Source organism: Streptomyces rubradiris (assembly GCF_016860525.1).
Lineage (GTDB): Bacteria > Actinomycetota > Actinomycetes > Streptomycetales > Streptomycetaceae > Streptomyces > Streptomyces rubradiris.
This window is the reverse complement of the sequence record NZ_BNEA01000007.1, coordinates 146725-166277: the sequence shown is the minus strand read 5'-3', so window position 1 is coordinate 166277 and position 19553 is coordinate 146725. Positions and strand designations below refer to the sequence as shown.

Below are 19553 nucleotides of genomic sequence, written 5' to 3'. Positions count from 1 at the left end.
CTGCCCGCTCCGCAAGCGGGACCGCACGGCAACCCCGAGCCGGGTCCCACACCTGGCTGACCGGCCCCATGACAAGGAGCGGCCGAGTCCTGGGATGTGACAGGAAGAAGGAACGTGGCGAACGGGAGGAGAAGGCTCTGCCGCCGCGGACCTCAGCGCCTCAGAGCACCGATGCGGCGCCACACCAAGCGCGGCGGTACCCAGCCGGCGACGAGTTTCACCACGCACCAGACCCCGCTCGGGCCGTACAACGAGCGTCCCGGGCGCGGCGGGGCTCCGTGCGTCAGCAGCAACAAGGAGCAGTATCCGGGAACCCAAGGCGACGACCGGTACGTCCGCGAGGCAGAAAGCCGGTTCACCGGCCTGATCCCCGCACTCGACGCCGAGCATTCCGACCTCCCCGTCTCGAAGCGCTGAAAGGCGGTCAGCTGAGTGAGGAGCAGATCGACGAACTGAGCGACGAGCAGTGCCGGGCGGTGGCGATGATCACGAGTATCGCCAAAGCCGAAGCCGTGCGTGAGCCGGGAGCGAACAAGCACATCCGCAGCGCGCTCCGGGGCGGCAGGCCAACCCGGAGCAGAAGCACCCGAGTTCCTCAACGACTTCCTGCGGGCTCGGATTGGTGGAGCCCAGCATGAGAACCGCGTCCGGTCAGGGAAGGCGCGGCGGGCCTCGCCCGAGGTCGAAACAATTCTGGAGGCCTCGTCCTCGTCCGGACGAGAGCATGTCCGACCGCTGACGCCGAGCCTGTGGCCGCTCCCTTCCACCGGGATGCGCGAGCGGAGCCGCGCGGGCGAGGGCCGGTGCCCCGTCGGAGGCGGGGGAGGGGCAGCGGCGGTTCGCGGCGGTGATGAGGTGGTTCGTGAGGGTGCTGCCTGTGCGGCCCGGTGGCCGAGCCGGCACCGGTGGGGACGGCGGCACGGGAGAGCGGGGTGGTGCGCGCGGAGGCGGAACGCATGCTTCCGTCATGTGAGCGACATGAGCCTGCCAGGCTCCTGCCCCGTCGCTGTGGTCACGGCCCTGTCAACTGCCCCTGCACTGACCGCGACAGGGGAGAGACCGGATGACACCCGCCGCACGCCCGTCCCAGCACGCCCCCGAACTACGCGCCGCCGCCCGGCAGTTCGGCCGACGCCGTTTCCTCACCGGCACCGGCGCCGCCGCCGCGCTCGCCTTCGCCGTGAACCTGCCCGCCGCCGGTACGGCCGCCGCCACCGAGTTCGACGCCCGGCGAATCACGGACGACCCCTTCACGCTGGGCGTGGCCTCCGGCGACCCGCTGCCGGGCTCCGTCCTGCTGTGGACCCGGCTGGCCCCGCAGCCGTACCAGCCCGACGGCGGACTGCCCGCGCGGCGCGTCACCGTGCACTGGGAGCTGGCCCACGACGCGAACTTCCGCCGGATCGTCAGGCGCGGCACCGCGCCCGCCCACCCCGAGTTCGGCCACACCGTCCACGTCGAGGTGCCCCACCTGCCGGCGGACCGCGTGTTCTTCTACCGCTTCCGGGCCGGCTCCTGGCTGAGCCCCACCGGCCGCACCCGCACCGCCCCGCTGCCCGGCGCCCGCCCCGCGGCTCTCACCCTGGGCGCCGTCTCCTGCCAGGCCTACGCCGACGGCTACTACACCGCCTACCGCCACCTCGCCGAGGACGACGTGGACGTCGTCTTCCACCTGGGCGATTACCTGTACGAGTACGCCGTCAACGCCACCGGCAACGACCGCAAGTACACCGACCGCACCCTGCCGGCGCACTACAACCGCGAGACGGTCACGCTGGAGGACTACCGGCTGCGCTACGCCCTGTTCAAGTCCGACCCGGACCTGATGGCCGCGCACGCCGCGCACCCCTTCGTCGTCACCTGGGACGACCACGAGACGGAGAACAACTACGCCGACGACACCCCGGAGGACGGCGGCTCCGCCGAGGAGTTCCTGCTGCGCCGCGCCTCCGCCTACCGCGCCTACTGGGAGAACCAGCCGCTGCGCCGGCCCCAGCTGCCCACCGGCTCCGACATGCGGCTCTACCGCCGCCTGCACTGGGGGCGGCTCGCCCAGTTCGACGTCCTGGACACCCGTCAGTACCGCTCGGACCAGGCCTACGGCGACGGCTGGCAGTACCCCGGCCCGGAGTCCGAGGACCCGGCGCGCACGCTCACCGGCGCCACGCAGGAGCGGTGGCTGATCGACGGCTGGCGTGCCTCGCGGGCGCTGTGGAACGTCGTACCGCAGCAGGTCACCTTCTCCCGGCGGTACAACACCACCGCCACGCCGTCCAAGGTCTCCATGGACTCCTGGGACGGCTACCCGGCCTCTCGCGAGCGGGTCCTGGCGGGGGCCGAGGCCGCCGGCGTGGAGAACCTCATGGTCCTCACCGGCGACGTGCACGTGCACTACGCGTTCGACATCAAGCGCGACTTCGACGACCCCGGTTCCCGGACCGTGGGCACCGAGATCGTCACCACGTCGATCACCAGCGGACGCGACGGGGCGGACAAGCCGAGCAACTGGGCCACCTACCTCGCGGCCAACCCGCACATGAAGTTCTACAACGGACGGCGCGGCTATGTGACCGTCACGCTCGGGCGGGAAGCGGCCCGCGCCGACTTCAAGACCGTCCCGTACGTCACCAGGCCGGGCGCGCCCGTCACGACCGCGGCGTCCTTCGTCACGGAAGCCGGCGCCCCAGGACTCGAGCCGGCCTGAACCCCGGCGCGGCAGCGGGGCACACGGACCCCGCCCGAGCCCCTGTGGCCGAACTCCCGTCTGCCGCGCGACGCCGGGAAGGGCGGGAATTCTGCCGCCGCGTCCGCTGCGGAGCGTGGGCCTTCGGCAGCGGGTGTCCGGGCGTGACCCGGCGCCCCCGCCGGGCTCTGCGAAGGGGCGGCCACGCGGGTGGGGAACGCGGCCGGAGGGGGACTGTCTGCCGACGGCCTCACTCGTGGTCGTATTTCGGGCTGATGCCGAGGGTGCTCCGCCGGGAGGAGCCTGGTGCCGGCGATGTCGAGTACCACCGGTATGAGCAGTTCGGCCAGCCGGGCCGTTTCGCCGGGCGCGAGTACGTTCCGGGGCGGGGCCGCGAGTTGGTCGGTGAGTCTCTCGACGGCGGCGTGTATCCGGTGTCCCTCGTCGGTGGCTGTGCCGTCGGCCTGACCGGACCGCGGGCGGCGAGGCGGTCGCGGGCGGCGGTCCATTCCTCCTCGGACCACTGCCTGCTGGTGAACACCTCCTCCGGCGAGGCGCCGACGGCGGCGTGCGAGACCAGGGACTCGGCGGGGCCGATGCCGTGGGCCCGGAGGGCGACGATGTGGCCGTCGCCGCGGTGCTCGCGCAGGATGGTGGCCTGCCAGAGCACCATGTGCGGTTCGTCGGGCCAGGGCAGCGCGGAATTGGCGGCGGCCCGGGCGCGGCCTGCGGTGCCCGCGGCCTCGGCGGCACGGCGGGCCAGACCTGCGGCCTCGCGCAGTCCGGGGCAGTCGATCCGGTCGCCGAGGAGCTTGCGCAATGCACGGTCCACTGCGCCCTGCTCCCTTGATGCGCATCAACGCCGGCAGGGCGCTCGGCTTCACCGCTCAGTCGCTGCAGTGGGTGGTCAGTGCCTGCGCGGTCGCCTTCGGCGGATTCCTGCTCTTCGGCGACCGCACGGTCGATCGCCTCGGAGCCCGCCGCATGGTCGTACTCGGCCTCGTGATCTTCGGCCCCTCCTGCCTCCTCGGGGGCTTCGCCGAGGCTCCCGGCCTGCTGATCACGGCTCGTGCGATCCAGGGCTTCGGTGCCGCCCTGCTCACACCGGCCACGCTCACTCTGATCGACACGCGCTTCACCGAGGGTTCCGAGCGCAACAGGGCTCTCGCGGTGTGGGGGCCTGCGGCAGCGGTGGTCTGGCCGCCGGAGCGCTGCACGGCGGTGTCCTGACTGAGGCCTGGGGCTGGAGTGGGTCCTGTTCATCCTGGCCCCGCTGGCTTTGCCCGCCGCGGCCGTCGCACCCAGCGCTCTCGCCCCGGAGGAGCGCGACGCCGCCGCCGACGGCGGTTTCGATGCCGTGGGCGCGATCCTCGCCACGGCCGGCTCATCCCTGCTGGTCCTCGGTCCAGTCAGCGGTCCGGAGGCGGGCTGGGGTTCGCTGCGCGGTGTGGGTTCGATCGCCGCCGCTGTCGTCCTCCTGGCGATCTTCGCCCTGGTCGAGAACAAGACCCGCAACCCGCTGGTTCCGATGCGTCTGTTCGGCAACCGCAGCCTGGTGACGGCTGTCCTGATCATCCTGGTCTTCCAGAGCGCCCTGGGCGGGTCGTGCTACATCTTCACGAACTTCCTCCAGGGCGTGCTCGCCCACGACGCGCTGGAGGCCGGTCTCGCCTTCGTCCCGCTGACGATCATCTCGATGGCCGCGTCCCTGAGGTTGGCCGGCTTGCTGCTCGGCAAGTGGGGCTCGCGCGCCACTCTCTTCACCGGCATGCTCATCAACGGCGTCGGCGTGATCGTGCTGGCCGTCCCGATGTCGACCGGTGCCTCCTTCTGGTCCCTCGTTCCCGGCCTGGGCATCTGGGGCATCGGCGGCGGTGTCACCTTCCCGGCGATGTTCGCCTGCGCCGCCTCCGGGGTGGCTCCGCAGGAGGCGGGTGCGGCATCGGCACCGGCCACCACCTCACAGCAGATCGGCGGTGCCGCCGGACTCGCGGTCCTCGTCGCGATCGCCACGGCCGGCCTGGCCGGTTCCGCCGGCGCCGCACCCGCCGTCGCGGACGTCGCCGAGGGCCTGCGCACCGCGATGTGGATCGGCGGCACGGCCTCCGTCATCGGCGGCCTGCCGGCCTTCACCCTCAAGAAGCCAGGTGCCCCCGCGGCCGAAGTCCCGCAGGAGCAGGCGGAGGAACTCGGGGTCCGCAGCGCCGGCTGACGAGGCCCCGCCCCTGGGAACGGTTCTTTGCAGTCTGCCGACTCCGCGCCGGCTGAAGGACTCAGTCTCATCCGGTGAGTCTGCGGTAGCAGACGAAGGTGCAGGCGATGCTGGTACCCGGTACGACGAGAGGGCCGACCTACGGGGCGGCCGTCACTCGCGCGTCACTCCTGATGCGGGCGTGACAGCGCCACGCTAAAAGGGGGGTTCCGCAGAGTACCCGTCCTCCCCGAGAGGGACGGATTCGGTCTTTGCCTTGGCGGCGCGCTGTTCGGCGACTGTGGGGTGGGCGGTTATCGCCTCGGTCGCCCGTCCTTGCTGGACCAGGACCTCGAACAGTTCCTCACGTGCTGCGATGGTGCCCAGGTCCCGCAGTTCCGCCGCGGCCTCGGCAAGGCGGCCGGCGGTGCTGAGGAGACCTGCTCTGATGATGCGGGGGTCGGTCCACGGATCGGGGTGGGCCTCGACCACGGCGATCGCTTCCTCGGCACGGCCGAGGCCGGCAAGGGCGAACGCCCGCCACCAGTGCTGGAACTCCTGGTGGCCGTGGTGGGGCACGGTGAGGGGATGGTCCAGGAGATAGAGCAGTTCCGTGGGCCGGTCGAGGAGGGAGCAGACAAGCGGGGCCAGGAGGTTGGAGCAGTCGTACCAGCTGAAGCCGGGTTCGGCCACGGCGATCGCGTCGTCCAGTCGGCCGTCCTCCAGCAAGACCGAGGACAGCCAGGCCCGGTAGCCGACCCAGTCGTCGGCGGCGATTGCCTCACGCATCACCGTCTCGGCCTCCTCGGCCCGCCCGTGCTCTCGCAGGGCACGGGCGTAGATGTCCAGGACGCTGTGTGCGTCCTGTCCGCCGGCCAGTTCGCGCAGCTCCGCCAGTCGACCGTGGCGTGCCAGTAGTCCGGCGTAGGCGGTGAGGGTGTTCTCGGAGAGGAAACGGCGCCTGGCCATGTCCTCGCCGAGGATCCGGATCGCCTCGTCGGCGCGGCCCGCACGCTCCAGTACCCGGGCCTGGAGCTCCTGCGCGTCCGAGCAGGAGGAGTCCCGTCGGCCCTCGTCGTCGGCGCGGCGCGCGGCTTCGGCGTGCGGGGCGATCAACTCCAGCACCCGCTCGTCACGGTCCCTGCCCTCGGTGATCTCCACCAGGGCCGTCCGGATCCACGGCTCACCGATGTGCGGCACGAGCAGGTCGATGGCCTCATCCACGCACCCTGCCTCGGCGAGCACCTCGGCGACGTCACGGCACACGATCTGCGAAGCGCGGTCCTCCTCGTCCGGGCACGCCAGATCCACGGCCTCAGTTGACCGGCCCGCCCGCGACAGGATCTCCGCCTTCGTCCACAGAGCCGCCCGCCATCCGGTCGCGACGAACGGCTCCATCACCTCCAGCGCCCGCCCGAACTCACCCGACCGGCACAGCTCCCGCACCGCACCCTCCGCGCAGAACCACTCGCCGCGCTCCTGTGCCGCCTGGACCACGAGGTCCAGGTGACCGTGCTCCAACAGGAGAGTCACTTTCCGGGGAGAAAGCCCACCGTAGTTACTGACCTGCCAGGAGAGATCCTCTGTGTTCACGGCTGAAAGCGTAGAAGTAGCCACCGACATCACCGTCACGAGGCAGTCGATCACTCGGCTCGACATACGGCAGCACAAAAGGCCTCCGCCCCCGGCGAACTCCCGCCTCCCAGGCGGAATCATGGCGGGCCCGCTCGGCGACCTCGAAGCCGGCGGCACCGCGGAGCCGCCGCCCACCGGATTCACCGATCCCGACTCTCTCACCGGAGGCATTCATCCCGGCCGGCTCGTCGTCATCGCCGGCGGGGCGACGACTTCCACCGTCCGGCGGCTGGCTTGCCCGTTTTGCCACGGGCAGCATGCGGACCCACTACCGTGTACCGGCATGACGGTGCTGATCATCGGCGGCAGCGGTTTCCTGGGGGCCGAACTGGTGCGTCAGGCGACGTCCGTCGGCCGCGTCACCGCAACGACCTTCAACTCCCGCCCCGGCCAAGCCCCTGACGCCCCGTGGCACCGCCTGGACCTACGAGATCCCCGTCGCCTCGGCGAGGTCATCGACACAGTGGCCCCCAGCGCGGTGATCAACGCCTCCAGCGGGGCGGCGGACTGGGCGGTCACCGCCGACGGCTCCGTCCGCCTCGCCCAGATGACGGCGCGGCGGGGGATCCGCCTCGTGCACGTCTCCAGCGACGCCGTCTTCTCCGGGGCCTCCCGCTCCCGTTACGACGAGACGGCTCTTCCCGATCCGGTGACCCCCTACGGGGCGGCGAAGGCGGCCGCTGAGACCGCGGTGCGCCTGCTCCACCCTGACGCGGTCGTCGCCCGTACCTCGCTGATCATCGGCGACGGCGACTCCGTCCACGAGCAGGCGGTGCGCGAGCTGGCCGCCGGCACCCGGAAGGGGGCGTTGTTCACGGACGACATCCGCTGCCCGGTGCATGTCGCCGACCTGGCGACCGCCCTGTGGGAACTCGCCTCGTCGGACGCGACAGGCGTCTTCCACCTCGCCGGACCCGATGCCCTCAGCCGCTACGAACTCGGTGTGCTCATCGCCCGGCGCGACGGGATCGACCCCTGCCTGCTGCCGACCGGCCGCCGGGCCGACACGCGCATCCTCGGAGCACTGGACGTGCGCCTCGACAGCCGGGCCACACAGGGGCGCCTGAGCACCCGGCTCCGCGGCGCCGGGGAGTTCCTCGACACGACCCGATGACGGCGGATGACGAAAGAATGACAGCTTTGACGGGCAAGCGGTCTGACCGCTCCGCGATCGCCTCCGCGCTCCGCCCACGCACCCCGGCGGAGATCTCCGCCCCGACCCCTACGGAGTCTTGATGACCGCGTACCGAACTGCCGCGCCGCACCGCCCGGTTGCGGACCACACCCGGAGGATCGACGGGCAACCCGTCGTCCACTGCCCGGACTGCCACTGGGCCCAGGCCCTGGACGAACGACTGCATCAGGGGCCCTACGGCCTTCTCTACTGGCACCGCGACCACCCCGACGACGCGGTCGACCACCTCGCAGCGCCGCCGGACCACTTGGCCGTGCCCACGTACGTGCGGTGGTGGGCGTCCGGCCACTGGCTGGCCATCGAAGACCGGCGCTCCGAGGGGCCTGGCGCGCTGCTCGGGACCGCGTGCCTGGAGATCTTCCGATCGGTCTCGGCCGACGGTGCTCTGGAGCGGGCGGTGGTCGAGAACACCCACCGGCGTTACGTCTTCCCGTCGAGGGCCCGCGCCGACATCGAGGAAGCCGCAGCCCGGCTGTTCCGCACAGGGCTGCTCCGCCCGGAACCGTGACACGGGCTGCGGCCGTTGCGTGCCCCGGGACGCGGTCGACGCCGACGATGACGACGACGGCGCGGAGGAACGTGCCGGGTGCCGGGCAGGGCCGGTCACGCTCCCCGCTCGGGCTCCCCGAACCCGCTGCCGACGAGTCCTCCGTGGAGCGCGGGCCGCAGGTCAGCGGTGGTCTATTCCGAGGCCGGCTACTTCGAACGGAACGTCCGCACCATCGAGGTGCTGGTCGACCGCGACGCGGTCGCGTCCGGAGCCGCCGCGACCGGCGAAGCCTGGCAACACTACGACCTGGGACACGGCTACTGCACCTACACCTTCTTCGAGCAGTGCCAGCACCGCATGGCCTGCGCACGCTGCGACTTCTACACTCCCAAGGAGTCCACGAAAGCCCAACTCCTCGAAGCCAAAAGCAACCTGCAGAAGATGGCCGTCTCGATCCCGCTCACCGAGGACGAGCAAGCAGCTGTCACCGACGGCCAGAGCGCGCTCGACCGCCTACTCGACAGGCTCGCCGACACCCTCACCCCTGCTGGACCCACACCCCTACAAATAGGCGTCCCGGCCCGAGCAACCATGCTGCCGGTCGTCGAGATCAACCGGAAGTCGACGTGATCAGCCGACCCTCATCAGCCCAGCCGATGCCTCACGAAGTCTGGATGCGGATCCCCCACTTCGATGGTGTTCTCGTCGAGGCCGTTGCAGATGCGGAAGCGATCCGCATCGAAGGCGAACTCCACAGCGATGGTGCCATCGGCCAAGTCCTGCCCTGACGGGCGCCATTCAAGCAGGGAAGCCTCGCGGAGTTCCTGGCCGACGAACGGCTGAAGCCGTTCGTCGGCGCTGGACCACACAGGCGTGAACTCTGACCACTCCCAGCCGGTGATCGCCGCGGTGGTGTCGATGGTGTTCCAGTCGATCGACAGCTCATCGAACTTCCAGTGGCAGATCTCGACTCGCACGCCCTCAAAGTCCAACACCACCGGGCAATCAGCGAACCATTCCCCGTCCTCAACAAAGCGCACCAGTGCGAACCCGGTCAGGCGCCGCCCGCGCAGCTCCGCCAACCGTGGTCGGTGATTCTCGCGGACGGCTTCGAGCCCGACGAGGAAGGTTGGCTCGAAGCCGGAGATGCCCATAGTCACAACACCGGATTCTGCAGAACTTTCAGGGACACGGCCACTCATTAAGACCAGGCCTGGAGAGCCTCGCTTGACAACTCAGATTCCACAGAATGATCCGGTTGACGTGCCCTTCGATGGCACCCGAGTTCCAGGCCAGGGTCGGTCCGGCGATGACGGCGTCGAGGTCGCGGGTGATGCCGGCGGCGAGGGTGTGGAGGCTGGGCAGGTCGTCCTGTCGGACGGCGTCGAGCCAGTCAGGCAGTCGCTCGCCCTGGCGCTCGGTGAGCATGGTCGCGAAGGAGCGGACGTGCCGGGTGAGGGCGTCGATTTCGGGGCAGTGGGCGCGGACAGTCTTGAGCTGGAGCTGTTCGGGCTCGGTGAGGGTTTCCGGGCGGCTGAGGATCCATCCGGCGACCGTCCGGGGCGAGGGCGGCCGGGCGGCCACCGGCCGCGGGGAGGCGCGCTTCTTGCGCAGATAGGCGCGGACGCGCTGGTAGCTGCCTTTGTATCCGAGTCTCCGTGAACACCGCGCCGACGGGCGAGCCGGAGGAGGGCTTCTGTCGGGGGCTTTCCTCCGGCCCGGCAATTGTCGTGGTGGGTGCGGGAGATGGGATCGTGTGGAAGTTCCCTACCCGGGCGGTACAGGCCGTGAGCCAGGCTGCGCACCCGTGTCCGCCGGTGGGCCAAGGAGTGCACCTTCGAGCAGATGCTGCGGGCAGCGCAGGCCAGGCGGACGCGGCCGGGGTCACCGCCCTGACCGGCGAGACACACCTGGCCTGTGATGCTTCCGGCCGTCCGTTCGTGTCACGCGCCGGCTGGTGAACCACGCCTTCAAGGGCGGGGAGTGGGTGGTCGACAGCCGGGATATGTGCGCATCTTCTGTGTTCACGCATCACCGCTCGCACTCCCGGCGCCTGCTCGGCACAAGTGCCGGACTCTCCGCCGTCCTGCTGTGGGTCCTCGCGCAGGCTCCGGCGCCCCGGCCGGCCGAGGCCGTCACGCCGAGCCTGGCGGCGACCGTGGACGGCGAGGGACTGCGGAAGAGCGTGCCCAACCCCTCCCCGCAACGCGCCCATCCTTATGTCGTGCCCATGGCAAGTGTGTTGACGTTTCGTCAACTACCTTGTGACGAGCGTCCGTTGTTGGCAACTCTTGATCGAAGCCCGAGCGGGATGCCACGCCCCCGCCTCGGCAGGGTGCGCGATCACGCGCGCCCGCCCCCACAGACGCGCGCCCCACCCGTGCGCGCCGCCAAGAGGAGGAATCCCTCGTGATGGCACAACTGCGGAGCAAGAGAATACGGTTCGCCGCGATGGCCGCGATCGCGTCGACCGCCTTGGCCGGCGGTCTCGCCGCCGTCCCCGCCCAGGCCGCTCCCGCCGTGGGCAAGGTGATCGGTGCCGGCTCGCCCACGGCGGTCCGGGACAGTTACATCGTGACGCTCCGGAAGGACGCCGGATTCAAGGCCTCCTCGATCAGGGGCAAGAAACTGGTCAAGCGGTACGGCGGCAGCGTGACCAGGACGTTCGGTAGCGCGCTGAACGGCTACGCCGCCACCCTCTCCACGGCGGAGGCCGAGCGCCTGGCCGCCGACCCGGCGGTGGCCGCCGTCGAGCAGAACCAGCGGGTCGGCGTCACCGACACCACGCAGTCCAACGCGCCGTGGGGCCTCGACCGCATCGACCAGACCTCCCTGCCCCTGTCCGGCACCTACGCCTACCCGGACAGCGCCGGCAGCGGTGTGACCGCCTACGTCATCGACACCGGCGTACGCATCACGCACCAGCAGATCAGCGGCCGCGCCTCCTACGGTTACGACGCCGTCGACGGTGACACCAACGCCGCGGACGGCAACGGCCACGGAACCCATGTGGCCACCACCATCGCCGGCTCCACCTACGGCGTGGCCAAGAAAGCGAAGATCGTCGCCGTGCGGGTACTGGACAACAACGGCTCCGGGACCACCGCCGGAGTCATCGCCGGCATCGACTGGGTGACCCGGAACCACTCCGGTCCCTCCGTCGCCAACCTGTCCCTCGGCGGCGGTGCCTCCGCCACGCTGGACGCGGCCGTGCGCACCTCCATCGCGAGCGGCGTGACGTACGCGGTGGCCGCCGGCAACAGCAACGCCAACGCCTCCTCGTACTCCCCGGCCCGGGTCGCCGAGGCCATCACCGTCGGCGCGACGACCAGCACCGACGCCCGGGCGAGCTACTCCAACTACGGCTCCGTGCTGGACGTCTTCGCCCCGGGATCCTCCGTCACGGCCGGCTGGAACACCGGCGACACCGCGACCAACACGATCTCCGGCACCTCCATGGCGACCCCGCACGTCGCCGGAGCAGCGGCGGTCTACCTGGCCGGCCACGCCTCCGCCACACCGGCCCAGGTCGCCACGGCCCTGGTGAACGGGGCGACGGCAGGCAAGGTCACCGGCGCCGGCTCGGGCTCGCCCAACCGCCTGCTGAAGCTCGTACCGTGACCCCTTCGCCCGCGGTCCGGCCGTCGTGAGCGCCGTGCCTCGGAGGCCGTCCCGCCTCCGAGGCACGGCGTGGCGAGGCGCGGATCGACAGCGGGGAAGGCGCTGTCGCGGACGGACCGGGCAGGGCCGACGGCGACGGCTGCGGCATGAGTCTCGCGCCCGGCTGCGGGCCCTGGTGGACGAGCAGCTTGCCGGCGCCAGTACAGCCCGGCGACGCCCGGTCCACGAACGGCAGCTGCGCGAGGGCGCACTCCGCGAAGCGGGGCGGGCGGAGGCGTGTCCCGCACGGGAGGCCGCCGCGGTCCAGGCGCGGCGGGCGGTGGCGGCCCGCGGCCGTGCACAGCGGGAGGCCGTTGCGCAGGCGCGCCGGTCCGCGCCCTGTGCGGAGTGCGGTCTGCCGGGCGCGGCCGGCCTGTGCCCGCAGTGCACCCACCGGCAGCGCATCCAGGACCTGCTGCGGGAGACAGTCGACTTGGCCGTCGCCGTCCGCGGGGATTTCGACGACCCCGACGACGTCGCCCGGCCACCGAACGGTGCGCGGCCGACGACACCCAGGCCCTGCTCACCAAGGCCGGCCGGCGCAGCGACAGCAGGCCGTAGCTTCGGTTCCTCACCGAACGGGAAGTGGCCGATCGCATCCTGGCCGAGCGACGCACCAGCGCCCTCAAGCGGCTGCTGCGCGGCGGGGAAGCCGACGCGGAGTCAATCGGCAGACCTTCGTGCCGACAGATACCTCGGTCAACTGGAGTCGCGGGTACGGAATCTGACATTCCGTCATTGAGGCGGTGGAGCAGAGGTGGAGCGGAGTCCCAACGGACGGCAAATCGTATGACTTTTATTGACCGGTGCCCACGACGCTGACATCATGAGGCGCACCAGGCGAACACCTGAGCGGTTGCCTGTGTCGCTGACGAAGAAGCCATCGACGGGTCCCACGTGACCCATCCACCCTTGCCGCCGCGCGCCTCGCCTGATCGCCCAATGGCGGGAAATCCATGGTGTGTGCCGCGTGAACAGTCCGCACATCGATGTGCGTGACCTCGGTGAATCCGTTGACACCCGCCCCGGCGTCGCCGTCCCGGCGCGGACGGCCCGTACCCGTCGGAATGCGGCACCCCTCAAGAGGTGTGCGGCTCTCCCCGGTCCGAGCCTCCGCGACAGAGGCTCCGCCGAACGGAGGTTTACGCTCTTGTCCGTCGACCAGATGATCAAGTTATCGGGCCTGGATCTGATCCGCACCCGGGATCCGAACAACCACCTGCACTGCCGCAAGACCCAACTGCTCGCCTACGTCGGCGGCCGCACCCGCTGGTCCGATCTGCTGATGTACGGAGCGCTGGGCTCCACCTCCGCCATCCACCGCCACTGCTACCTGCGGGGCGAGGACCGCTGGGCCTTCGACACCCCGTACGTGACCGACGACGACCTGCGCCTGCTCGGCTTCGAGATGCTCTCGGCCGGGGCCGTCGACCTCGCCCGTTTCGAGTCCGGTGTGACCGGGTTCCTCGCCGCCGGACAGCCGGTCTTCTTCTACGCGCCCCGGCACCACTTCCCGTACTGGGTGGAGTTCATGCGCCGGGCCGGCACCCTCCCCGAGGAGTACCACCTGCTGCACTCGTTCCTGCTGTGCGGAGTGAGCGGCACCGACGTCCTTCTGGTCGACAACGTTTCCGACGACCATGAGTACGCCCCGCTGACCGTGAGCTGGGACGTCCTGCGCGCCGGCTACGCCCGCGAGCCCGACCGCTGGTTCACCGGCTGCGCCACCGTACGGAAGACCTCCGGACCGGACCACGAGGGGTTCGAGGCCGCCTACCGCGCCTTCCTCGGCCGGTTCCGCGACGGCTTCGAACTCTACGACGTCGTCGGCGACAACCTCGTCGTGGAGCGCGCCTCGGTGACCGCCGCGTACCGCGCGCCCGGTGTCAACAGCATGGCCCTGCTGGCCGGTTCACGCACCCTGTTCCACCGTTTCCTGGCCCACACCACGCACGGGGAGCAGGTCCGGTCCGCCTACGCCCGCATCGCGCAGCTGGCCACCGTGCTGTCGGACCGGGTCACCGCCTTCCAGTCCGGGCTGCCCGCGCTGCCGGCGGACCGGATCCGGCGCGGGCTCAAGGGCCTGCGGCAGCTCGAACAGCGGGCGGCCCGGCGCCTGGTCGCCGAGGCGGACGCCCTCCCGCAGCTCCTGCCGACGCCTTCCAGCGGCCGGTAGCACCTCCTCACGGGGAAAGGCACATGCGAGACCTCTACCTGTTCAGCGGCATGGCGGGGATGCAAGGACCGCCGCTCGCCGCGTTACGGGCGCTGTACGCGCGCCCCGAGAACGCCCGGTACTTCACCACCGCTGTCGAGGCGGTGGCCGGCGTGCTCGACCACGTCGGTGCGGACGCCTACCGCGGGGAACTGCCCGGCGGCTTCCCGCTGACCGCCTGGCTCCGCGGCGCGTCGCCCGACGACGCCGCGCTGGACCACTCCATCGTCGACGGGCTGTGCGCCCACCTCTACCAACTGTGCCTGCTCCAGCCCGCGATCGGCGGCCGTGACGGCGACCGACCCGCGCCGGTGGCCGCCATCGGCCACAGTCTGGGCCTGATCGGCGCGGTGGTCGCCGGGCTGCGGATCACCAGCCGCCGACAGTACACGGAACTCTGCCACGACATGATCACCATGACAGCGCTCACCCTGATCCGCTGTCACCAGCAGGCGCCGCCGCGGAGCGGCGAGGCCACCCCGATGGCAGCGGTGACGGGCCTGAAGGCCGAGGAACTGCGCGACCTCGCGGCTCACTCCCCGGTGCACGTCGCGCTCGCCAACTCCGGCCGCTCGCACGTGCTGGCCGGAGAACCGGCCGACCTCGCCGGCTTCCGGTCACGGCACGCACGGCGGTTCGCCGACACCGGGGTGCGCTGGGCCTATCTGCGCAGCACCGCGCCGTTCCACACCCCGCTGCTGAACGCCGCGGTGCGTGCGGCGCTGGAGGACCGGCACCTGATGACGTCCACGCTGACCGGAGACCGGCTGGCCCTGCCGGTCTACGTCGCCGACGCGCCGGTCAACCTCCAGCACCGCGGCGACCTGCTGCCGGACATCCTCGCCCACGCGGTGTGCCGGCCAGTGGACTGGCCCGGAACGGTCCACGCGGCGATCGACGGCTGCCGGCCCGACCGGATCGTCGACTTCGGCCCGGGCCCTTCGGCCCGGGTGTTCACCCGGGAGAGCCTGCGCGGCAGCCACAACGGGCTGCGCTACCGCAGCATCCCCGCACCAGCGGCCTGATTGAGGAGCGTCCACGCATGCACTGTCTGGTCTTCCCCGGCCAAGGCGCACAGCGCAGAGGTATGGGGGAAGCACTGTTCGAGCGGTACCCGCGAGAGACCGCGGCCGCGTCCGAGCTGCTCGGATACTCCGTCGCGGAGCTGTGCCGCGACGACCCCGAGGGCCGGCTCGCCGACACCCGCTACGCCCAGCCGGCCGTCTTCCTCGTCAACGCGCTGTCCTGGCTGGACCTGGAACGGGCCGGCCGGCGCTACGACTACTTCGCCGGGCACAGCCTGGGCGAGTTCAACGCGCTGGTGGCCGCCGGAGCCATCGGTCTCATGGACGGCCTCGCCCTGGTCCGGCGCCGCGCCGAGCTGATGGCCGGCGTCACCGGCGGCGCCATGGTCGCGGTGGTCGGGCAGGACTCGGCACAGGTCGAGGCGACACTGCGCACCGCCGGGTTCAACCTGGTGCACGTCGCCAACCGCAACAGCGACCGGCAGGTCACGGTGGCCGGCGACCGGCGGCAACTGGCGCTCGCGGCCAAGGCCCTGCGCGGCCCGGGCGTCCGGGTGCTGCCGGTGCACGTGAGCGGCCCGTTCCACACGCCGGCGATGGCACCGGCCGGCCGGGCGTTCGCGGACGTCCTGCGCGCGTACGAGTTCCGCGCTGGGCACACGCCCGTGATGTCGAGCGTCACCGGCGCCGAGTTCGATCCCGGCCAGGCCGTCCAGCTGCTCAGCAGGCAGATCTCCCGCCCGGTGGAGTGGGTACGCACCGTCCGCGCCCTGCGCGCCGCCGGCGTGGACCACTTCGACGAGGCCGACGGCACCACTCTCACCGCCTTCATCGCACGGATCGCGGCACAGCCCACGGAGGAACGCGTATGACCACGGACATCGCCATCGTCGGACTGTCCGTCGAAGTACCGGACGCGCCGGACCAGCACGCCTTCTGGGACGTCGTCCGCACCGGCCGCAGCCTCACCCGGTCCTTCCCGGCGCGGCGACGCCGGGACGTCGAGGAGTTCCTGCGCTACCACCGCGCATCGGCTCTGGTGCCGGACGCCGAGGAACGCGTCGCGTTCCACGACGGCAGCTTCCTGGACCGGGTCGACCTGTTCGACCACGCCTTCTTCGGCATGACCCCGAAGCAGGCCGCGGTCACCGACCCGCACCAGCGGCTGGTCCTGCGCACCATGTACCGCGCGCTGGAGGACGCCGGATACACCGGCCGGCGACTGGCCGGCAGCCGCACCGGCGTGTACATCGGCTACGCCGGCAACCCCGGCGGGTCCTACCTGGACTACTTCTGCCGCATCGACCCCGCGCTGGGCCAGCTCGGTATCACCGGCAACATCGTCACCATGCTGGCCAACCGGCTGTCCTACCTGCTGGACCTGCGCGGGCCCAGCATGGTGATCGACAGCGCCTGCTCGGCCTCGCTGCTGGCGCTGCACCAGGCCAGGGCCGCGCTGCTGCTGGGCGACTGCGAGATGGCCGTGGTGGCCGGCACCCGCGTGGTGATGGCGCCCGTCCAGCACCCGCACACCCGCATCGGCATCGAGTCCTCGGACGGCGTGACCCGCACCTTCGACGAGAGCGCCGACGGCACCGGATTCGGCGAGGGCTCCGGGGCGGTCGTGCTCAAGCGGCTGGACCGCGCACTGGCCGACGGCGACCAGGTGTACGCGGTCGTCAAGGGCAGCGCGGTCAACCACGACGGCCACTCGGAGATGATGACCGCGCCGGACGCCGGGGCCCAGGCCGACCTGCTGGACGCCGCGTGGCGCGCCGCCGGCGTGGACCCCCGCACGATCGGCTACCTGGAGGTGCACGGCACCGCCACCAAGGTCGGCGACCCGATCGAGTTCGAGGGACTGCGGCGGGCGTTCGCCGCCCGGACCGACGACCGGCGGTTCTGCGCCGTCGGCACCGTGAAGGCGAACATAGGCCACCTCTTCGAGGGCTCGGGCGTCATGGGCGTGATCAAGACCGCCCTCGCGTTGCGGCACCGCACGATCCCTCCACTGGCCAACTACGTGCGGCCCAACGAGGCCATCGACCTGGCGGAAGGTCCGGTGTACGTGCCCCTGGAGGCTTGCGCGTGGCCGGACGGTGACGGCCCCCGGCGTGCCGGAGTCAGCGCCTTCGGCCTCGGCGGGACCAACGCCCACGTCGTGCTGGAGGAGTTCACCGCCGTGCCGCCGGAACCCGGCGAGGACCGGCCGCCCTACCTCTTCACGCTGAGCGCACAGAGCCCGGCGTCCCTCGGCCGGCTGGTCACCCGCTACCGCGAGGCGATCGACGCGGGCCGGATCGAGGGCACCGTCCGGGACGTGTGCTGGACGGCGAACGTCTCCCGCGCCCACCACCGCCACCGGCTCGCCTGCACGGTCGCCGACCTGCCCGCCCTGCGGGCGGCGCTGGCGGCCACCGAGACCGGTGAGGTGCCGGACGCCGCCCGCACCGACGCCGCCCGGCACTGGGCCGGCGGAGGTGAAGCGGACCTGCTCGCGCAGTACCGGGGAACGAGCCCGCGCACCGTGCACCTGCCGCCGTACGAGTTCGACGAGACCCGCGCCTGGGTCGACTTCCCCGACGACTGGCAGGACCGGTTCGCGCTGGCCGCGCCGCGCGTGGCCCACCCGCTCACCCACGCGGTGGAGTTCACACCGGCGCCGCCCGCGCGGTGCACGGACGCGTCGCCCCGCGTGCTGGCGCTGGCGGATCCGGAGGCGGCCGACGCCGTGGCCGCCGTCCTGCCGCCGGACGCGGTGCTGCGCACGCCGGGCGCCCCCGGCACCGAACCGGACGGGCTCGCCGAGGAACTCGTCGGCGAGGGGTACACCCACCTGGTGTACGCCCCGGCCCCCGGCGGCGCACCGGCTGCCGATCCGGCCGAGCTGGACCGCCGCGTCGACGAGCACCTGACCGGCCTGTTCCGGCTGGCCAAGGCGCTCATGCACGCCGGCGCGACGGTCGACTTGGTGGTGCTCACCCGCCGGGCGCTGGCGGTCGTACCGGGCGAGGCGGACGTCGTCACGGAACACGCGGCGCTCGCCGGGCTGGCCAAGGCGATCGCCCGCGAGTACCCGTACGTGACCGTCCGGCTGGTCGACGCCGACGACGCGGTGCCCGCCGAGCTGCTGCGGGAGGAGATCCTCGCCCCGCAGGCCGGCGTGTACGCGCTGCGCGGCACGGACAAGTACCGCGAGTCGTTCGCGGAGCTGCCGGGGGTCGAGGCGGTCCGCGACACGTATCTGCGGCCCGGCGGCGCCTACCTGATCACCGGCGGACTCGGCGCCATCGGTCTGGAGACGGCCCGTCACTTCGCGGCCGGCGCTCCCGGCGCGCACCTGTACCTGCTCGGACGCACCGCGTTGCCGCCCGAGAGCGAGTGGGACGCGGTCGCCGCCGACCCGCAGCATCCCGCCGCGGCGCGTGTCACCGCGGTCCGTGAGATCACCGCGCTCGGCGCCACCGTGCACCCGGTGGCCGCCGACGTCGCCGACGAGACCGCGCTGGCGGCCGTGCTGGACACCGTCCGCGCCGCGCACGGCCGTGTCGACGGGATCGTGCACGCCGCCGGAGTGCCCGGCGACAGCCTCATCGCCTACCGGGAGGCGGCCGGGTTCACGGCCGTCCTGCGGCCCAAGCTGCGCGGCGCGTTCCTGCTGCACCACCTGACCCGCAACGACCGTCCCGACTTCATCCTGCACATGTCCTCGGTGGCCGCGGTCTTCCCGGCCCTCGGGCAGGCGGACTACGCGGCCGCGAACTACTACCTGGACCATCTGGCCCGCGCCCTGGACACACCCGAGCACCGCGTGGTCAGCGTCGAGTGGGTGGCCTGGCGGGAGGTCGGCATGGCGGTCGCCGCCGGCGTCAACGAGGACCTGGCGTTCCGCTCGCTGCGCACACGCGACGGTCTGGGCCTGATCGACGCGGCGCTGTGCGGCGGCCGGCCGGTACTCTTCGCCGGCGAGATCAACTACGACAGCGACCTGATGAGCGTCCTTCCGACGTACGACGTGGCCCTGTCCGCGGACATCGAGGACAAGATCGCGACGGGGCTGGCGGCGCTCGCCGAGCGGACCAAGCGGAACCTGGCACGCGTGCGCGAGGCCGTGGAGTCCACCGAGGTACGGCTCACCGGGCAGCCGGACGGCGAGTACACCGACATCGAACGGATGGTGGGCCGCTGCCTGGCGCACGCCCTCGGCCATCCGGAGATCGACGTGCACGCCGACTTCCGGGACCTGGGCGCCGACTCGATCATGGCGCTGACCATCGGCAACAGCATCTCCTCCTGCATCGGCCGCCAGTTCGACGCCGTCGACCTGATGAGCGAGCGCACCGTGGTCGCCGTCGCCCGGCTCATCGAGACCAAGTACGACGCGGACGTACGGGGCGACGACGACGGCGGGGACGACGACGCGTGGCTCGACGAGCTGCTGACCATGCCCGGTGAGTGA

Annotated in this window: 15 protein-coding genes and 1 pseudogene; 12 read left to right on the top strand and 4 right to left on the bottom strand. The window is 71.7% G+C overall.

Annotated features, from left to right (window positions below):
* Nucleotides 1–171: 171 nt before the first annotated feature.
* Both Srubr_RS40455 and Srubr_RS10050 read left to right on the top strand, forming a co-directional pair.
* Nucleotides 172–417 (top strand): hypothetical protein, encoded by a 246-nt coding sequence (locus Srubr_RS40455; RefSeq protein WP_229926868.1) that lies wholly within the window; start codon nucleotides 172–174, stop codon nucleotides 415–417.
* A 646-nt stretch (nucleotides 418–1063) separates the two neighbouring features.
* A complete protein-coding gene (locus Srubr_RS10050) occupies nucleotides 1064–2704 on the top strand; it encodes an alkaline phosphatase D family protein (RefSeq protein WP_189997772.1) in 1641 nt (546 codons plus the stop codon).
* A gap of 335 nt (nucleotides 2705–3039) precedes the next feature.
* Here Srubr_RS10050 and Srubr_RS10045 read toward each other — a convergent pair.
* Nucleotides 3040–3515 (bottom strand): annotated as a pseudogene (locus tag Srubr_RS10045) (SCO6745 family protein); the annotation flags it as partial.
* A 17-nt stretch (nucleotides 3516–3532) separates the two neighbouring features.
* Here Srubr_RS10045 and Srubr_RS10040 point away from each other — a divergent pair.
* Both Srubr_RS10040 and Srubr_RS10035 read left to right on the top strand, forming a co-directional pair.
* A complete protein-coding gene (locus Srubr_RS10040; RefSeq protein ID WP_189997771.1) occupies nucleotides 3533–3913 on the top strand; it encodes an MFS transporter in 381 nt (126 codons plus the stop codon).
* A gap of 49 nt (nucleotides 3914–3962) precedes the next feature.
* The gene (locus Srubr_RS10035; protein WP_189997770.1) at nucleotides 3963–4895 is read left to right on the top strand and encodes an MFS transporter; all 933 of its coding nucleotides are present in this window, start codon (nucleotides 3963–3965) and stop codon (nucleotides 4893–4895) included.
* A gap of 195 nt (nucleotides 4896–5090) precedes the next feature.
* Here the strand turns inward: Srubr_RS10035 and Srubr_RS10030 are convergent, their stop codons facing one another.
* On the bottom strand, nucleotides 5091–6407 hold the full coding sequence (locus Srubr_RS10030; RefSeq protein ID WP_229926866.1) for a hypothetical protein: 1317 nt from the start codon (nucleotides 6405–6407) through the stop codon (nucleotides 5091–5093).
* Between the two features lie 385 nt (nucleotides 6408–6792).
* Between Srubr_RS10030 and Srubr_RS10025 the strand changes: the two genes are divergently transcribed.
* The 3 genes from Srubr_RS10025 (at nucleotide 6793) to Srubr_RS10015 (ending at nucleotide 8824) form a co-directional block, all read left to right on the top strand.
* Entirely contained in the window at nucleotides 6793–7623 is an 831-nt protein-coding gene (locus Srubr_RS10025) for an SDR family oxidoreductase (protein WP_189997768.1), read from the top strand.
* A gap of 121 nt (nucleotides 7624–7744) precedes the next feature.
* Nucleotides 7745–8212, top strand: a complete 468-nt coding sequence (locus Srubr_RS10020; protein ID WP_189997767.1) for a hypothetical protein — start codon at nucleotides 7745–7747, stop codon at nucleotides 8210–8212.
* 168 nt (nucleotides 8213–8380) lie between these two features.
* Complete coding sequence (locus Srubr_RS10015) at nucleotides 8381–8824, top strand: hypothetical protein (RefSeq protein ID WP_229926865.1); 444 nt, start codon at nucleotides 8381–8383, stop codon at nucleotides 8822–8824.
* 14 nt (nucleotides 8825–8838) lie between these two features.
* Here the strand turns inward: Srubr_RS10015 and Srubr_RS10010 are convergent, their stop codons facing one another.
* Both Srubr_RS10010 and Srubr_RS10005 read right to left on the bottom strand, forming a co-directional pair.
* Nucleotides 8839–9348: a hypothetical protein gene (locus tag Srubr_RS10010; RefSeq protein WP_189997801.1), complete on the bottom strand. Its 510-nt coding sequence runs from the start codon at nucleotides 9346–9348 to the stop codon at nucleotides 8839–8841.
* Between the two features lie 28 nt (nucleotides 9349–9376).
* On the bottom strand, nucleotides 9377–9778 hold the full coding sequence (locus Srubr_RS10005; RefSeq protein WP_189997803.1) for a transposase: 402 nt from the start codon (nucleotides 9776–9778) through the stop codon (nucleotides 9377–9379).
* A gap of 828 nt (nucleotides 9779–10606) precedes the next feature.
* Here Srubr_RS10005 and Srubr_RS10000 point away from each other — a divergent pair.
* The 5 genes from Srubr_RS10000 to Srubr_RS09980 all read left to right on the top strand — a co-directional run bounded on the left by Srubr_RS10000 (nucleotide 10607) and on the right by Srubr_RS09980 (nucleotide 19553).
* Entirely contained in the window at nucleotides 10607–11815 is a 1209-nt protein-coding gene (locus tag Srubr_RS10000) for a S8 family peptidase (protein ID WP_189997766.1), read from the top strand.
* Nucleotides 11816–13004: 1189 nt separating this feature from the next.
* Nucleotides 13005–14030 (top strand): hypothetical protein, encoded by a 1026-nt coding sequence (locus Srubr_RS09995; protein ID WP_189997765.1) that lies wholly within the window; start codon nucleotides 13005–13007, stop codon nucleotides 14028–14030.
* 23 nt (nucleotides 14031–14053) lie between these two features.
* Nucleotides 14054–15094 (top strand): ACP S-malonyltransferase, encoded by a 1041-nt coding sequence (locus tag Srubr_RS09990; RefSeq protein ID WP_189997764.1) that lies wholly within the window; start codon nucleotides 14054–14056, stop codon nucleotides 15092–15094.
* A gap of 17 nt (nucleotides 15095–15111) precedes the next feature.
* On the top strand, nucleotides 15112–15966 hold the full coding sequence (locus Srubr_RS09985; protein ID WP_268257596.1) for an ACP S-malonyltransferase: 855 nt from the start codon (nucleotides 15112–15114) through the stop codon (nucleotides 15964–15966).
* Entirely contained in the window at nucleotides 15963–19553 is a 3591-nt protein-coding gene (locus Srubr_RS09980; protein WP_189997762.1) for a type I polyketide synthase, read from the top strand. The genes Srubr_RS09985 and Srubr_RS09980 overlap by 4 nt, the downstream gene beginning before the upstream one ends.